This window comes from Shewanella sp. (genome assembly GCF_048265805.1).
Taxonomy (GTDB): domain Bacteria; phylum Pseudomonadota; class Gammaproteobacteria; order Enterobacterales; family Shewanellaceae; genus Shewanella.
This window is the reverse complement of sequence record NZ_JBLXAT010000037.1, coordinates 1-15,611: the sequence shown is the minus strand read 5'-3', so window position 1 is coordinate 15,611 and position 15,611 is coordinate 1. Positions and strand designations below refer to the sequence as shown.

Below are 15,611 nucleotides of genomic sequence, written 5' to 3'. Positions count from 1 at the left end.
CAAATCTTCTTCGCTCCCCTGCACTATCTGACTTAGTTTTAATTACTCTCTTGCTTTCAAACGTTCACCACTGATTTCTGCAAGTTTTGCCAATAATTTCTCTTGCTACGCAACATCTTGCGTAGCGGTATGCGGTGACTGTTGCTGCTGATGAAAGAAATATTTACCCGTTATACCAATTTGATTAATTATCTGGTCAGATTTAGCCAATCTCTGGAGCACAGAGATTTAACCCGACCAGTATCCTCAATAACGGTATTCCAAGCTCGGGATACTTGATCAACAACTTTCTCGTAGCAATCGAATACTCGGTTGGAAAGACAGTGTTGTCTGAGCCATTGCCAAACTTGCTCCGTTGGCTTCAGCTCTGGGGAATAGGCGGGGAGCTTAATTAAAGTGGGATTGGAGAAAGGCGTTGCCATATCCTTAGTGTGCCAGCCTGCAACATCAACGGTGACCACTGCATGCCAGTCGCTCTTGAGTGTTTACCAACGCGGTCATGGCCTACAATATGAAAGTTTGACTTGCCTAAATTGATACCGAGTACTTGAATAAACATGATGGTCTACCTCCTGTCTATGCATAATCTCAGCATAGTTGCTGAAAAGGGAGGCGGACCAACACATTTAATCCGATGACATGGGGTCATCGGATTTTGATCCTTTCAATTAGATCATCAAGCGATCTGGCTTAACTGATCTGCATTAAGTAATCATGCTGGCTTTTTGATGAGACAAACTATCTAAACCTAAACCGCTGCCAATGATCGCTGAATACGTGGTTTCACCAAAAACACCATAATCATGGCGATGATATATCCCAGCGGATAAGCTTTAACTAAGGTGAACAACCAGCTTGTGAGAAACTGTTCTATGTTCGTCAGCGGCACAACCGATAGCGTGTTCACCGCACTTAGGATTAGCTCTAAGCTCAAGGCAATTAAGCCACACTGCAATAATTTTTGTTTCAGTGATGATAGGTTGGCAAAACGGCCTTCAACAAATTGGCCAATTTTGATAATCAACAATCCTGCTAGTGGTAGCATCACAATTAATGAGAATACCAAGGCTTTCAGCCACTGCAGGAAAAAATCATCACTCATACCATGGTTTAGGTAGGTCATAAAGCAGGATAAACAGCTGACAATACAAAGAGGTGCGGGTAGCGTAATGGCGAGTTTCTTTAAGGTCATTCGTTACTTTCAATAGATGAGCTAAAAATTAGGATGTGCTACTTTAACGAATATAGTTGACTATATCAACCATGTTTATTGGGCGAACAAATTATACAAGAAAACCGCCCTAGCTAAGCACTGAAGAATCCTCTGATAACAATTAACGATATCAGCAAATTATGGTGGATGTGCATCCTGTTTCAGGATCTAATGATTTCGCCAAAAAACAATAAATGATCAACAAGATGCGCGAACTCAGAATCTTACATCATTCTCTGTACCCATTCTGCCCCAAACTACACCTAAAGCGACTCACAAAAATGGCCGTCAGAGATAAGCGTTATATCGGCAATGCGGTTCATCACTCAGACCGGGGTTCGCAATACTGCTCAGTTGTCTATCAGAATGCGCTTCAGGCCAATCAAATCCAGCCGTCAATGACAGATGGTTATGATTGCTATCAGAATGCATTAGCGGAAAGAGTGAATGGCATACTGTAGCAGGAGTTTTTACTGTACCGCTGTAGGACGCTTGAAGAGCTAAAGTTACTTGTTAGAGAATCGATAGCAATCTACAACGAAATGAGACCGCATCTCAGTTTGAATATGGCAACACCAAATCAGGTGCACAATAGAAAAGGCCAGCTACTGGAGCTGGCCTAAAAACTGTCAACTTATCTTAGGACGGGACATTTTATGTGCACTGATGGAATTGAACACTCACGACCAAAAAAGCAGCTAACCGCGGTAATTAGTATGATGCACCTCGCGAATTCACCGATTTCATGTCATAAATGATACATTCTTCACGTATGAGTATGCTCGCTAGATGATGGACGAGGTTACCAAAAATGCCAACCAATCATTTATCCATCGGTTCACCGATTGGTTCCCCGGTTTAACGCTATTTACCCACTACCAACGCATCTGGTTTAAAGACGATCTGCGCGCGGCGTTATCTGTGACTGCAGTGGCGTTGCCAGTAGCCATTGCTTATGCGCAATTAACCGGTGTCAGTGCAGTGGTAGGTCTGTATTCCTGTGTATTGCCCATGCTGGTGTATGCGATTTTTGGCTCATCACGGCAATTGATTGTCGGCCCCGATGCCGCTACCTGTGCGGTGCTCGCCGCAGTAGTGACGCCGCTAGCAGCGGGAGATCCACAACGCCATTGGCAATTGATCATGACCATGACCTTTATGACGGGGATCTGGTGCCTGCTCGCCTCCCGCTTTCGCATTGGGGTCTTGGCAGAATTCTTATCCAAACCGATTCTGATGGGGTTACTTAATGGCGTGGCGATTACCATCATTGTGGGCCAGTTTTCTAAAATTTTAGGTTTCCGCTACCAAGAGCCTTATCTATTAGAACGCCTGCTGCATACGCCGCAATATCTCGCACAAACCCATTGGTATACGCTGGCCATCGCCCTGCTCACCTTGATGTTCTTCATACTGGCTAAATTAATGCGCCCCCATTGGCCAGCTGCAATGATTGCCATCGCCGTTGCTACCTATGTTAGTTGGGCATTGAGTTTGTCCGATGATGGTGTTGCGGTCGTCGGTAGTATCGCCAGCGGTTTACCAGACTTTCAAGCCCCCGTATTCGAGCTAGGGTTAATGCGTGAGTTGGTCATGCCCGCGCTCAACTTAGCGATGGTGAGTTTTATCAGTATGATGCTGACCGCCCGTAGTTTTGCTGCCAAAAACGGCTATGACATTGATGCTGATAAAGAGTTTCGGGCCCTCGGCTTAGCTAATATTGCCGCTGCTGCCGCACAAGGATTTGCCGTGAGTGGCGCCGATTCCCGCACCGCAGTAAACGATGCTAATGGCGGTAAGACCCAATTGGTATCGGTCATCAGCGCATTAATCATCTTAGTGATCATTCTGTTTGCCACTGCGCCACTGGCATACATCCCCGCCTCTGCCCTTGGTGTCGTACTGGTCATCGCCTCCATCTCACTGATCGACATCAAAGCATTATGGCGCCTTAGAAAACGAGATAACGGTGCATTCACCTTGGCGGTGATTACCTTGCTCGCGGTATTGTTTATCGGCGTGATCCCCGGCATTACTTTGGCAGTGTTGCTGGGGTTGTTCCAATTTTTAAAAGTCGTCATGCGGCCGGATGACCAGATCCTCGGGGTTAATCAAAAAGGCATTCTGCGGAGTTTAGGCAAAAGCGATAAAGTGAAACCCATCGCCGGCATTCTTATCTACCGCTTTAATTCGCCACTGACCTACTTTAATGCCGTTTATTTTAAACGACGCTTGCTGATGCGTATCGCCAATGCCGAAACGCCGGTAGAAACGGTGATAGTTGATGGCGTGAGTTGCTTTAGCCATTTGGACTTAAGCGTGATGGCAATGATCGATGAACTTTACAAGCAGTTGCGTAAACAAGGCATTACCTTAATTTTGGCCGGACGCAAACGAGAGTTGTTGGCATGGTGCGAATCTTCCGGCGTAGAAACCGGAGAAGGCGGCATCATCATCCGCCCTGACCTCACCATGGCTGTACGCATGCTGCAAAATTATAAAGCAGCGGTATCACAGGGATTGGCACCACAAGTGCGTAAGCAGGATGATCCTGATGAAGTGCTGGCGCATTCATTACTGTGAGTAATTATTGGCATTAGCGATGTAATGTCGCTAATGCCAAACCACGGCCAACTTAACGTTTGCACGGGTTAGACAGTTGCTGTCCAACAGTAATCTCATTAATCAACCGGTAGGCGCTAAATACACCAATGGCCGCAAATAGCACAGACCCCAACGCTTGACCAAACAGCACACCATAAGCACCGCCCCAATCGGCGCCAACAATCACAAACGGTATGGTGCCTAACGTTGCTTTGCCAATGTTGAAGTACATCGAAAAACGCGGCTTACCAAGATTGTTAAAACAGGCATTGGCCACAAACAACGCCCCGTTAAAACTAAAAAACACCGCCAGCCAAGTGCAAAAGAAATGGATCAGTGACGCAGCATCGCCCTCCATATCAAACATGCTGATCAAATAATCCTGTAGCAACAGCAATAACAGCGAGATTGCCACTACGTATGCCACACAAAACTGCAGTGACCGAGTCAACGCGTCGCGTAAGCGCAGCAACAAACCCGCGCCGTAGTTCTGTCCGATAATTGGGCCGATTGCTCCCGACAACGCAAATATCATCCCAAAGGCAACCGGTGTAATACGGCCAATGATGGCAAAACCTGCCACATAACTATCGCCAAAATCAGCAATCGATTTAGTCACAAAGGCGTTGCCAAATGGTGTGGCAAGGTTGGTCAACATCGCGGGTAGCGCGATAGCGGCAATTGCCCGTATATCTCGCCGCAAACTCAACGGTGAGAATGGAGACCACAACTGGTGTTTATAAAAAATGCCATAGGCCGATATACCAAACGCCGCAACGCGCGCTGCGACCGAGGCAATCGCCGCCCCTTCAATGCCCATATCGAGTACAAAAATCAGTAATGGGTCCAGCACAAAATTAACGACGGCCCCCACCAAAGTAGAATACATCGATAACTTAGCGTCTCCTACCGCACGAAGTGCGCCACTCAGGGACATGTTCAAGCAGATAATGGGCATAGACGGCACTAGAATGTACAGGTAACTCGCGGCGTAACTGGCTGTTTTACCGCCAGCACCCACCAAGGCTAATAATGATGGAACCAGACTTAATACGAGGCTAGCCATCAGCAAAGCCACCAGCGCAGTCACCACACAGCTGTTAATTAAGATACGCTTCGCTTTATCCCAATCATGCTCACCAATTGCGCGTGACATCAACGCTCCCAACGCTATTGATAAACCGATACCGATTGAAATAGTAAAAAACGAAATCGTAGTGGCAAAGCCCACGCCAGACACTACGCGCACGTCATTAAGAAAACTTAGAAAAAACATGTCAATAAGATCAACCACGAACACAGCGGAGATCCCCATCGCCGCCGTCGAGCTCATCACTAAGATATGCCGTAATATGCTGCCTTCAATAAACTTGGCGCTTCTTATCGGTTGGTTCATCCGTCTTTAGACTCCGACAGCGGTGCCTCTAATTCACTACCGCAGTTGTCACAGTAATGCGCGGCAGGCTCATGGCCTTTCTTCAAACAGTTAGCACAACGGCGTAAATCACGACTGCGATTGATCTCTTGTCCGATCTCTGCCGTCAAAATCCCTGTAGGAATAGCAATGATTGAGTAACCAAGCAACATGGTAAGTGCGGCAATAGCCTGCCCGAGGCTGGTGTGCGGCGTAATATCGCCATAACCAACCGTAGTGATGGTGACAATCGTCCAATACACCGATTTAGGAATGGAAGTAAAACCGTTTTCTGGCCCTTCGATGACATACATCACCGCGCCCAGCACCATGATGATCAAACTGACCGAAAAGAAGAAGATAAACACCTTGCGCGAAGACTCCATCATCGCGCGCAGCAGCATGTTGCCTTCACTCAAATAACGCAGCAGTTTCAATACGCGGAAAATACGGAACAGGCGCAGCACACGAATCACCAAAGTCATGTTCGCCCCAGGGAAGAACAACGCCAGATAACTCGGCAAAATACTGAGCAAATCCACAATACCGTAAAAACTTAGGCTGTAGCGGATCGGATTGGTCGAACAGTACAAACGTAAGCCATATTCTACAGTGAAGATCAGCGTAAAGACCCATTCCAGCAGATAGATCCATTTGCCGTAAGTCTGATGAATTTCAGCTACGGTGTCCAAATACACCAAGGCGACACTCAGGACAATGCAGGCAATTAATGCCAAATCAAAGCGGCGTCCAGCTGGGGTTTCCGTCCCAAAAATCACTTCCCGAAGTTTTTTCTTGAGGGGATTATCATGTTCAGCTGATGGCGCAGTTTTACTCATAACTCAATGTTCCCTTTGAACCCGCAACTAATTCATTTTAGCCGCACGATTTCACTTGCTAATCTTATTTGGGGTCATAATCATACAGCATCATCCCAAGACTTCTATCCCTTGCTGGGATTGGGTATGATGCAGCGTTTTCCGTCATTATTACTAGAGAGTGCGTTATAGCCCCATGTTGTTAATTAAGCCTGTAGTTATCAGCTTGCTGTTGCTGAGTTTTTCTCGCGTTGCGCTGGCATCCGAACAAGTTGATTTAGTGGTTATCAAAAAATCTAAATCGACGATGCAGTTATTACAGCACGGAAAAGTGCTAAAGCAATACCGCATCGCCATGGGCGACCAACCCGCAGGTCATAAACTCAAAGAGGGAGATCAACGCACCCCGGAAGGCCGTTACGTCTTAGACTACAAAAAGCCTAACAGCAGCTACTATCGTGCGATTCACATCTCTTATCCAAATGACGAAGATATTTTCCGCGCTAGAGCATTGGGGATTAATCCCGGTGGTCAAATTATGATCCACGGCGAAAATCCCCACTCACTACTGCCAGCAGAAGAAGCCCAACAATACAACTGGACCAATGGTTGTATCGCGGTCACCAATAAACAGATGGATGAGATCTGGCAACTGGTTAAAGCCGGTACACCAATTGAAATCTGGCCATAGGGGGTAACTTGATGAGTCAGTGCTATCAGCAGTTGCAAAGTAACTTGGCAGGATTTTCTACCAATATTACCGCGCTAATTAACGATTTAGGGTTAGTATCGCTCACGCAGTGTGATCACGCTGCGGTACGGGTCAATACTGCCGCCAGCGCCGATGAATTATCGCAAGCGTTGCAGCAGCACGGAGAAATCATCTCCAATAACATCATTAATGGTCGACCAATTTTAATTATTAAGTTGCAGCAACCATTAACGATTGCTGGGCGCTCAGTAAGTTGCATCGAGCTGCCCTATCCTAACAAGCCCTATCCGCAAGAAGGTTGGGAGCATGTCGAGTTGGTGTTGCCAGAGCAAGCGCAAGATTGTCAGCAGTTACAACAACAACTGCTCGCGCTATCACCCATGCTGAGCGAGGTATTTGCGGGTAACAGCGATATCAAAGTTAAAGCCAGCTCGCCCTCGGCGGCGACTGAACGGCTTGCTAATCCGACTATCGCGTTCAAACGCGGTGGCGTTTGTGTCAAAGTGCATCCCCACACTATCGAAGCCATCATTGCTAGCGAACAATCTAGTTAAGCCTACATAGTAAAACAGCCTCGTAATGAGGCTGTTTTGGGGAGCAACACAATAAGCTTAGATGCTTGTCACTCAATTATGAGTTGGCATCAATCTTAAGGTTGTCGACCACACGTTTAACGTCATCAGTGTTACGTGCAATGGCCAAAGCCAGATCTTTTTCAGCTTCGCTCTCCAACGTACCTTCTAAGGTCACAACACCTTCTTTAGTCGTTACTTCGATGTTGGTGCCTGATACTTCAGACTCAAACAACAAACGAGTTTTCACTACGGTAGTGATCTTAGTGTCGGTAAGTACCTGACCATCTTCATCAGAAGCATCTTTACTTGATGAGTTCGACATTACTGTCAGTTTGTTTTCAACAGACTCAACACCGTCGATACCTTCAACCAACTCAGCGGCTAACGCCTTATCTACATCACTGTCGACCTTACCAGTTAATACAACTTTGCCGTCAGTCACATCAGTGTTGATGTCGAAGTTGTTCAGGTTAGTGTTTAGCAGCAAAACTGTCTCAGCTTTACCGTCAATCCACGCGTCCTTGGCATCGTCTTTCCAATCCTGCGCTGATACGGTAAAAGCAGGAATCAATACGGCCAATGCAATTGCAGTTTTCGTCATCTTGCTGTTCATAATAACCTCCTTGGTCATGTTTCAGCTTTCGCTGAGAGTCGAAATATGAATGAACATCATTTTCGAAATTTGTCGCTTTCACTATTGCCAGAACAGTGCCAACTTTCATAACCTATTGTTTTATTTTATTTATTTAAAGTAGCAGATATTTCCTATCTTGTTTTTCGTGTCCCATCTCCTGTAACAATTTCGCGCTAGTGAGTAATTTTTACCGAGGTTCCGCCGTTAGCAATTCGCTGTTAATTCCCTCCAAACAGATCTGCCAAGCGGCAATCATATCGGCCACCAATGCCTTCAATCTGGGACTACAAAAAATGCTGCAGGCGTACCTCAGCCAGCCAACTAAAATATGCTCTGGGCGGGCTAAATCGTCACTCTCGATATAGGTGGATTCACCGCTATTTTCTAGCAGACGCTGGGTGTGGCTATAACGCCGCTGTGCCCCGGTGGGTAATGAGGTAACTATCTGTTTTAATGAAGGCCATTGATCAACATGCTGCATATCTAATTGCAGAATATCGACCAACCGCATTGACATACTGCGATGCAATCGCAGTAACTTGCCAAGCGCGTTTCTGACACTGTAATTTTCAACACATTGCAGTGCTCGTTGCCGTTGTATTAAGCCATCCATCAGCAAATGTAGGCTAAGGTACAACAACGCGCGATCCGGCGCCTCGGCAACATAGTGACTGGGAGACTCTAAGTACACTTTATACCCCCTTAATTAGCGAGTTTGTTAAAAACAATTCAATTGCTGTACCAACTTTAAAGTTTGATTTGTGTCACAATTAAAACTGGCATAAAGTAGCCTTTGCTCCTTCAAGGAATGAATCATGCCTACACCTAAAATTTTTGTTCATATCCAAAGCGATACGTTAAAAAAGCAGCTTTCTACGGTACTTGCACGTAAAGGTTGCCACTTTATCTACGCATCTGAGGATGAATCATGGGAACAGGCATTACTTAATGCCAACGTCCACTTGGCACTGATTGAAATGACTGACGACATATCGTCGGGCCTGGACCATATCGTTAGCAGCCAACTGCCAGGGGAGCTTGAATGGGTATTTATCAGCAACGGACAACCCAACGTAACGCTCGATAAACTCATCCGCTCAGGGGCAGGTTTTCACCTAAGGCCACCACTCGACCTAAAGCTGCTACAAGAAATACTTGACGATTTTATTGACGACTACACCACGCAGCTGGCGATAAAAACTAGCGAGCAAGTCACCATCAGCGAACTAGATCAATTTGGTCTATTGGTTGGCTCATCAAGTGTAATGCGCAAGCTTTATCGTACTATCCGCAAGGTTGCCAACAGTGAAGCCCAAGTGCTGATCATGGGCGAAAGTGGTGCAGGTAAAGAGTTAGTTGCGCACACATTGCACCTTTCGAGCCAACGCAATAGCGGCCCATTTATCGCGGTCAATTGCGGCGCATTATCGCCAGAGTTGGTTGATAGCGAGCTGTTTGGACACATCAAAGGGGCGTTTACGGGCGCGGTGAAAGACCACCAAGGGTTCTTCGCACAAGCTGAAGGCGGCACATTGTTTTTGGACGAAGTCACTGAAATGCCATTAGCGCACCAAGTGAAATTATTGCGGGTACTAGAAAACCGAGAATACCGTCCAGTGGGCAGCCAGCACATTCAACAAGCCAACGTGCGGGTAATTGCGGCAACAAACCGCAACCCAGCGGAAGCCATTGAGCAGGAGATTTTCCGTGAAGATCTCTATTTCCGCTTGGCGCAATTTCCGCTGATGATCCCACCACTCCGTGAGCGCGATGAAGATATTACTGGCCTAGCCAAACATTTTCTCGCCTACCGTAATGCGCAGGAACATACCGAGATTGGTATATCGTCCGAAGCTATCAGTAAAATTGCTGATTATCATTGGCCGGGCAACGTGCGTGAACTTAAGCACTGTATTGAACGCGCCTATATTCTGGCTGACGATGTTATCCAACCGCATCACCTGCAGTTACAGCAAGATTTTCTCGGTGATGGCTATAAACAAAACGCCAGTTTAGAAAATATTCCAGCGGGGATCCCTCTGGAAGATTTAACTCGCGCAGCAATTGAGGCTACCTTAGCGGAAAACCAAGGCAACCGTAAAACCACTGCCGACCAACTGGGGATCAGCGTGAAAACGCTGTACAACAAGCTTGAAAAATACCAGCAAGATGATGAACGCTAACGTTCACCTGGTGGCAATAGTACATTGAGTGATGCAGCTCTAACTTTGATATCGAGCTTTCTAGCGCGAGCGGTTTCACCATCAATCACATAATCGAGCGGCTGCGATGCTTTTATTCGCAGTCGCTTTACTTTTACGTGATGGGCGTGAATATCTAATCCTTTACCCGTTAGCCCGTTTAGCGCTAACTCGGCCAGCGTAAACAGCCGTTTTCCCCACTCTTCATTTTCATGTGGCGTTAGCCAAGTCACATCAAGCAAACCATCACGCAGATCCGTGTAACCCGCACCTTGTGCCAGCAATGTGGTATTTGGCGCGCCATTGGCAACGGTCAGTGACCCAGTATTGAGATACATAGGTTTGCGGTTATTAATACGCACTTTTAAACGCAATAGTTTGTTTTTGCTAATCGAATTCCAAAATCCCTGCAAATAAGCCATCTCGCCATGCTGGTTCTTCTGCTCTCGATCGGCCTCTTTGATCATCTGCGCCTCAAAACCGACGCCAACCAGCAGTAGCGTTGTACGCCCGTTACAGGTAGCCGTATCAATGCGCCGTTGCTCACCATTTAGAATGTTGTCCAGCGCTGAGTTGATAGGGTCTATTTTCGCGCTGATGCCCCATAAAACGTGGCTCAACGCATTGGTGGTCCCTAGTGGCAAAATACCTAACGGTAAATCACTACCGACCAGTACCGATGCAACTTCGGTGACAGTACCATCACCACCACCGGCCACCAGTACATCGGCACCTTCTAATAAGGCGCGTTGCGCGAGTCGACGAGCCGATGTGTCAGGCGAGCTTTCTAGCACCCGCACATCATAAAATTCATTAAGACGCTGCTCGATATGTTCACGATGTTGGCCCCATTTACCACCGCCGCTTACCGGATTAACAATCAGCCATAAGCGCTGCTTGGCGGCAAACTCGTTTGAACGCCACAACGTTTGCAATAACTTAAGCTGACGTGCGTTCAAGGAGATGGTGTCACGGTGTTTTTTAATGGTTTTCAACACATCGGTTAGCGTCACATCGCTATCTTGTGTCAGCAGCCAAGCGGCGACCATCAGTACCGAGCGGCCCCGTCCTAACGCGCAATGCACGAGGATTTTGCGTCCAAGGCGTTGCTGGCGCGATAGCCATTGCAACGCTCGACGTAACGCCGCCGTGGTTGGCACATCATGATCCAACACTGGCACATTAAGGTAATTGATACCCGCCTCAGCTAATATTGCCGCAGGAATGGCATCAAACTCAGCGGTAACATCTAAAATCGCGTCGATACCGCGTGCTTTCAGTTCGTCTAAGTCGCTATAAATCAATCGACTACCCAGAAATAGCTCTGGCGTTATTTCGCTGATGATCGGCACGGACTCAAAGCGGCGAGCGAGATTGTTATATAGCGTCATCACCATCAAGAACGGAAATAGCACCCAACGCATGACGGGGCCGACACGGCCATTACTGTTTTTACGGAAAATTGCCGGGCGATGCAGTGCATACGCTACAGCCACTAAAGCAAATGAAACACTTAACCACAGCAATAGTGGCCATAGCCAAGCAAATGCCAACGGTAACCAATAGCCAAGCACTAACGCTACTAGCGCTACCACGGCATAGGTTACAATTAACGGCATAGGGCTTTGTCCTGTAGTTTTTGCAGCATATTAACGACAACATGCGTCGCGTACGCCATGCCTAATAGCGCAAGTACAAAGTCAGGGGATATTCCAAGAAGCTGATTTTGAGAATCAAAGCCGAAAACGGCTGGGGTGATCAGTAAAAATACTGTACTAACGAATAGACTCCATCCAAGCATAACTCCTCCACGACTGATTTATTATTAGCAGGGAACGCTAATGCCAGTTACATGCCAAATGGAGTATAAAACAACATCTCCTTTTTTTTCATATAGTTAAATTATATTTAATCTGGCGAAGTTGTCCTCGCCAACTGAGCGATAAGCATTTTTTACCGATCACTGGCAAGGATTTCACTTTCGACGGAACAACTAACTCATTGACTCTTCTGCGGTAATACCGTTGACATTGCAGGTACGACCGTTTGCGGATCGAGCCGCATTTGATACCAGTTAATACGCCAATCTAAATGTGGGCCAGTTACGCGGCCTGTAGCACCGATCTCAGCCACTTTTTGCCCTTGCTTTACCTGCGTACCCGGCTTCACGTACAACTTACTGAGGTGAAGAAAAGAGGAACTCACACCTAAACCGTGATCAATAATCATAGTGCCGCCTGAATAAAACATATCAGGCACCGCTAGTGTAATGACGCCATCTGCTGGCGCCACCACCACCGTGCCGGTCGGCCGCGCAATATCAACACCATAGTGCGGATTTCCCGCAACACCATTATAGACACGTTGGCTACCGTATACGCCGGAAATCCGCCCAGTCACCGGCCAGATAAACTTGCCAGCAAAGGCGCTTAAATCACTATCGGTATCACGAGCTTCACGCACCATTTGTGAATCTTTTTTGGCACGCGCCACATCAGCGGGATTCGGCTCCATAATCTTTTTACTGATGCCAGTTAAGCGCGAAATTTTATAATCTTGCGCCGCGATGCTAAGGCTTAGTTCTTCAGTGTGGCCATCGGGATAGCGAATAGCGAGTTTATGGTCTGGAGTCGCATCACGCTCGAACCCAAAGGCAAATTGTCCGGCCTTGTTCACCCGTAGCGGTTTACCATCTAAGCTGATTTCACTGCCAGGCTCTGTGACACCACGCACCAACGCGCCCTGCTCCATTTTGCCTTGTAAACTGATGCGACTTGCATCCTCCGCTTGGGCAACCATTACTGGCGTAACCAGCAAACAACTGAGTAAGGCGATTTTGCTTCCGATGTTTTTCAAACTATGCGACTCCTTAACACATTAACTAATTAGCTGCGCGCCACCTGCGCATTGGCAATGGACCCTTTACCAATGCCCTCAAACGCCATCACGCGGAATTGCTTACCCGGCACTTTAGCGGCCAAGGTATCAGCCATGAACTTAGCGAGCAATTCGATAGTGGTATCGTGTGGAATTATTTCGCAGCAATCCTTGGGAATAGCTAATTGAAAGTCGCCTTGCGGCGCTTGATAATGAAAACCGTAGTGGCTGTCATCCGTGGCGCGGGTTTGGGGGGATAGGCTCATGGTGTCCATAGGCACAAGGTCTTCTTCCGTACCTAAGTAAATATCATGCCAACGGTCAGCCCAGTATTTATCCCATTCTGGCGCTGACACTCCATCTTCAAAAACTTTGATAGGACTGCGATGACCATGTGCAATACGCTGACAATTGCCGTCATGCTTTTTCAATCCATGGCTGTAATGATAAAACGGTGTATCGAGCATTTCGTTGCGCAATGTAAGGCTGATTTCTGCCACATTGTCGGGCAATGCATCGCGCAATGCTTTTTGTAGGAACTCATTGACTGAGTCAAAATCGATAATTTCTGCAGGCACTAAGGCGAACGCTTCAGCAGGACATGCCAGATGGATACTACCGCGCTTGCTATCAAAATCCATCCATACCCGATCACTCTGTTGCTGCCAGCGTACCTTGCTACATGCCGTAGGGATCAACAGCCGATGATCGGCCACTTCATCAATCACCTTTTTAATCAGCTTCTTAACTTTGCCGAAATCCAGCACCATGTTTTGCTGGTCGAGTCCGCCATCCAGTAAAACATCAACAATCCAGCTTTCACCCACCATGCCACGGAACGGACAAAGGTATGAAAAATCGATAACCGTAAGATCTTTAACAAAAAGTTGCATTAATACTCCTGAGTAGAGAAACAGTCCACTCGTTAAAAGATAGCCGTATGTTAGCGCAAATTGTGCAGTAAACTGGCCGTGTTGGTTGACAGTCACTATCTAATCAAATGATTTCTGTGACAGCAATTCCATTTATATTCCGTTATTATACCTATGTCACTGCCTAACTAATCAATGCTTAACAGGTACCCTAATGAAAACCCTAATCACAAATGCTCAAGTGGTGAACGAAGGCACCATCAGTACCCAAGACTTACTGATTGAAAATGGACGTATCGCCAAAATCGCAACTAGCATCAGCGCCCCAGCAGATGCAAAAGTGGTTGATGCCAGCGGCAAATACTTAATGCCAGGCATGATTGACGACCAAGTGCATTTTCGTGAGCCCGGCTTTCCTAATAAAGGCACCATTGCTAGCGAGTCTCGTGCCGCGGTTGCTGGCGGTATCACCAGCTTTATGGAGATGCCAAACGTCAACCCACAAACCACTAACCTACAAGCACTCGAAGACAAATATACCCGCGCCTCGCAAAGTTCATTAGCTAACTTTGCTTTCTACTTGGGCGCAACTAATGACAACTTGGAAGAGATTAAGCGCTTAGATCCTAACCAAGCGTGCGGCGTAAAAATCTTTATGGGCGCCTCCACCGGCAACATGCTGGTTGATAACCCAGACACGTTGGACGCCATCTTCGCTAACTCTCCTGTCGTTATCGCGACACACTGCGAAGACACACCAATGATCGCTGTAAACGAAGCGGCCATGCGTGAAAAATACGGTGATCATGTGCCAATGTCACTGCACGGTGAAATCCGTTCCCGCGAAGCGTGCTTAAAGTCGTCTAAAATGGCTGCCGAATTAGCCATTAAGCACAAATCGCGTCTGCACATTCTGCACTTAACCACTGCTGATGAGCTGTACCTATTCCAAGCGGGTAAAAAACTGGCCGACCTGAAAGGTGCCAACATTACAGCTGAAGCCTGTGTGCATCACTTGTACTTCAACGACAGTGATTACGAACAACTCGGCAGCTTGATTAAGTGTAACCCTGCAGTTAAAACGCGCGCCGACCAATTGGCCATTCAACAAGCGGTAAATAATGATGTTATCGACATTATTGCTACTGACCATGCGCCACACACTTGGGATGAAAAGCACGCCGACAGCTACTTTAAAGCGCCATCTGGTTTGCCATTAGTGCAACACGCATTGTTGAGTTTGTTTGACCTGCATGCGCAAGGCATTTTCTCGCTAGAAAAAATCGTGCAAAAAACCAGTCACGCAGTGGCCGAACGTTTTGAATTGAAAGACCGTGGTTACCTACGTGAAGGTTACATTGCCGACTTGGCCTTGGTTGACTTGAACACACCATTTAAAGTCACCAAAGAGAACATCCGTTATCACTGTGGTTGGTCACCGTTTACTGGTCACCAATTCAACGCCAGCATTGCTGGTACTTGGGTTAACGGTAAGCACGTATTTGACGGCAGCAAGTTTATTGATAACAGCTTAGGTGAACGTTTGCAGTTCAGCCGTCGTTAATCGGCGACGCACTAGCAAGTGACCTAAAACAATAAAGCGCCCATTGGGCGCTTTCAGACTGCTGACAAAGTCCTGGACGTCAATCTAGGACTTTGATCTAATGAAGTGAGTTGATTTGAAGGCTCAC

The 15,611-nt window shown here is 47.0% G+C and carries 14 protein-coding genes and 2 pseudogenes; 6 read left to right on the top strand and 10 right to left on the bottom strand.

What is annotated here, in order from left to right:
- Positions 1-188: 188 nt before the first annotated feature.
- The 3 genes and pseudogenes from ACN0TT_RS18370 to ACN0TT_RS18360 form a co-directional block, all read right to left on the bottom strand.
- A pseudogene (locus tag ACN0TT_RS18370) lies at positions 189-467 on the bottom strand (transposase); the annotation flags it as partial.
- Positions 392-559 carry a hypothetical protein gene (locus tag ACN0TT_RS18365; protein ID WP_417763595.1) on the bottom strand — a complete coding sequence of 56 codons (168 nt, stop codon included), beginning with the start codon at positions 557-559 and terminating at the stop codon, positions 392-394. The gene ACN0TT_RS18365 and the pseudogene ACN0TT_RS18370, both read right to left, overlap by 76 nt.
- A gap of 189 nt (positions 560-748) precedes the next feature.
- Positions 749-1,192 (bottom strand): DUF2798 domain-containing protein, encoded by a 444-nt coding sequence (locus ACN0TT_RS18360; RefSeq protein ID WP_417763594.1) that lies wholly within the window; start codon positions 1,190-1,192, stop codon positions 749-751.
- 296 nt (positions 1,193-1,488) lie between these two features.
- Here ACN0TT_RS18360 and ACN0TT_RS18355 point away from each other — a divergent pair.
- Positions 1,489-1,836: pseudogene (locus ACN0TT_RS18355) on the top strand (integrase core domain-containing protein); the annotation flags it as partial.
- Positions 1,837-2,005: 169 nt separating this feature from the next.
- Positions 2,006-3,796: a SulP family inorganic anion transporter gene (locus ACN0TT_RS18350; protein WP_417763612.1), complete on the top strand. Its 1,791-nt coding sequence runs from the start codon at positions 2,006-2,008 to the stop codon at positions 3,794-3,796.
- A 52-nt stretch (positions 3,797-3,848) separates the two neighbouring features.
- On the opposite strand, the gene ACN0TT_RS18345 is transcribed toward ACN0TT_RS18350, so the two are convergent.
- Together ACN0TT_RS18345 and ACN0TT_RS18340 are read right to left on the bottom strand one after the other, a co-directional pair.
- The gene (locus tag ACN0TT_RS18345; protein WP_417763611.1) at positions 3,849-5,201 is read right to left on the bottom strand and encodes an MATE family efflux transporter; all 1,353 of its coding nucleotides are present in this window, start codon (positions 5,199-5,201) and stop codon (positions 3,849-3,851) included.
- Positions 5,202-5,209: 8 nt separating this feature from the next.
- Entirely contained in the window at positions 5,210-6,070 is an 861-nt protein-coding gene (locus ACN0TT_RS18340) for an ion transporter (RefSeq protein ID WP_417763593.1), read from the bottom strand.
- Positions 6,071-6,245: 175 nt separating this feature from the next.
- On the opposite strand from ACN0TT_RS18340, the gene ACN0TT_RS18335 reads away from it, so the two are divergent.
- Both ACN0TT_RS18335 and ACN0TT_RS18330 read left to right on the top strand, forming a co-directional pair.
- Entirely contained in the window at positions 6,246-6,740 is a 495-nt protein-coding gene (locus ACN0TT_RS18335) for a L,D-transpeptidase family protein (RefSeq protein WP_417763592.1), read from the top strand.
- Between the two features lie 11 nt (positions 6,741-6,751).
- Entirely contained in the window at positions 6,752-7,315 is a 564-nt protein-coding gene (locus ACN0TT_RS18330; RefSeq protein ID WP_417763591.1) for a VOC family protein, read from the top strand.
- Positions 7,316-7,391: 76 nt separating this feature from the next.
- Here ACN0TT_RS18330 and ACN0TT_RS18325 read toward each other — a convergent pair whose 3' ends face one another.
- Positions 7,392-7,949, bottom strand: a complete 558-nt coding sequence (locus ACN0TT_RS18325) for a BON domain-containing protein (RefSeq protein ID WP_417763590.1) — start codon at positions 7,947-7,949, stop codon at positions 7,392-7,394.
- A gap of 208 nt (positions 7,950-8,157) precedes the next feature.
- Positions 8,158-8,661, bottom strand: a complete 504-nt coding sequence (locus ACN0TT_RS18320) for a hypothetical protein (protein ID WP_417763589.1) — start codon at positions 8,659-8,661, stop codon at positions 8,158-8,160.
- 124 nt (positions 8,662-8,785) lie between these two features.
- Here ACN0TT_RS18320 and ACN0TT_RS18315 point away from each other — a divergent pair, with 124 nt between their 5' ends.
- On the top strand, positions 8,786-10,153 hold the full coding sequence (locus ACN0TT_RS18315) for a sigma-54 interaction domain-containing protein (protein WP_417763588.1): 1,368 nt from the start codon (positions 8,786-8,788) through the stop codon (positions 10,151-10,153).
- Here the strand turns inward: ACN0TT_RS18315 and ACN0TT_RS18310 are convergent.
- The 3 genes from ACN0TT_RS18310 to ACN0TT_RS18300 all read right to left on the bottom strand — a co-directional run bounded on the left by ACN0TT_RS18310 (position 10,150) and on the right by ACN0TT_RS18300 (position 13,941).
- Positions 10,150-11,790, bottom strand: coding sequence for a diacylglycerol kinase family protein (locus ACN0TT_RS18310; protein ID WP_417763587.1), 1,641 nt, complete (start codon positions 11,788-11,790; stop codon positions 10,150-10,152). The genes ACN0TT_RS18315 and ACN0TT_RS18310 overlap by 4 nt on opposite strands.
- Before the next feature lie 379 nt (positions 11,791-12,169).
- Positions 12,170-12,970 (bottom strand): M23 family metallopeptidase, encoded by an 801-nt coding sequence (locus ACN0TT_RS18305; protein ID WP_417763610.1) that lies wholly within the window; start codon positions 12,968-12,970, stop codon positions 12,170-12,172.
- A gap of 86 nt (positions 12,971-13,056) precedes the next feature.
- Positions 13,057-13,941, bottom strand: a complete 885-nt coding sequence (locus ACN0TT_RS18300) for a 6-carboxytetrahydropterin synthase (RefSeq protein ID WP_417763586.1) — start codon at positions 13,939-13,941, stop codon at positions 13,057-13,059.
- A 193-nt stretch (positions 13,942-14,134) separates the two neighbouring features.
- On the opposite strand from ACN0TT_RS18300, the gene ACN0TT_RS18295 reads away from it, so the two are divergent.
- Positions 14,135-15,484: a dihydroorotase gene (locus ACN0TT_RS18295; protein ID WP_417763585.1), complete on the top strand. Its 1,350-nt coding sequence runs from the start codon at positions 14,135-14,137 to the stop codon at positions 15,482-15,484.
- The last annotated feature ends 127 nt before the right edge of the window (positions 15,485-15,611 follow it).

Coding starts and splice junctions, on each gene's coding strand:
- ACN0TT_RS18365 (WP_417763595.1), bottom strand. CDS start 559: ATGTTTATTCAAGTACTCGGTATCAATTTAGGCAAGTCAAACTTTCAT.
- ACN0TT_RS18360 (WP_417763594.1), bottom strand. CDS start 1,192: ATGACCTTAAAGAAACTCGCCATTACGCTACCCGCACCTCTTTGTATT.
- ACN0TT_RS18350 (WP_417763612.1), top strand. CDS start 2,006: ATGGACGAGGTTACCAAAAATGCCAACCAATCATTTATCCATCGGTTC.
- ACN0TT_RS18340 (WP_417763593.1), bottom strand. CDS start 6,070: ATGAGTAAAACTGCGCCATCAGCTGAACATGATAATCCCCTCAAGAAA.
- ACN0TT_RS18335 (WP_417763592.1), top strand. CDS start 6,246: ATGTTGTTAATTAAGCCTGTAGTTATCAGCTTGCTGTTGCTGAGTTTT.
- ACN0TT_RS18330 (WP_417763591.1), top strand. CDS start 6,752: ATGAGTCAGTGCTATCAGCAGTTGCAAAGTAACTTGGCAGGATTTTCT.
- ACN0TT_RS18325 (WP_417763590.1), bottom strand. CDS start 7,949: ATGAACAGCAAGATGACGAAAACTGCAATTGCATTGGCCGTATTGATT.
- ACN0TT_RS18315 (WP_417763588.1), top strand. CDS start 8,786: ATGCCTACACCTAAAATTTTTGTTCATATCCAAAGCGATACGTTAAAA.
- ACN0TT_RS18310 (WP_417763587.1), bottom strand. CDS start 11,790: ATGCCGTTAATTGTAACCTATGCCGTGGTAGCGCTAGTAGCGTTAGTG.
- ACN0TT_RS18305 (WP_417763610.1), bottom strand. CDS start 12,970: ATGGTTGCCCAAGCGGAGGATGCAAGTCGCATCAGTTTACAAGGCAAA.
- ACN0TT_RS18300 (WP_417763586.1), bottom strand. CDS start 13,941: ATGCAACTTTTTGTTAAAGATCTTACGGTTATCGATTTTTCATACCTT.
- ACN0TT_RS18295 (WP_417763585.1), top strand. CDS start 14,135: ATGAAAACCCTAATCACAAATGCTCAAGTGGTGAACGAAGGCACCATC.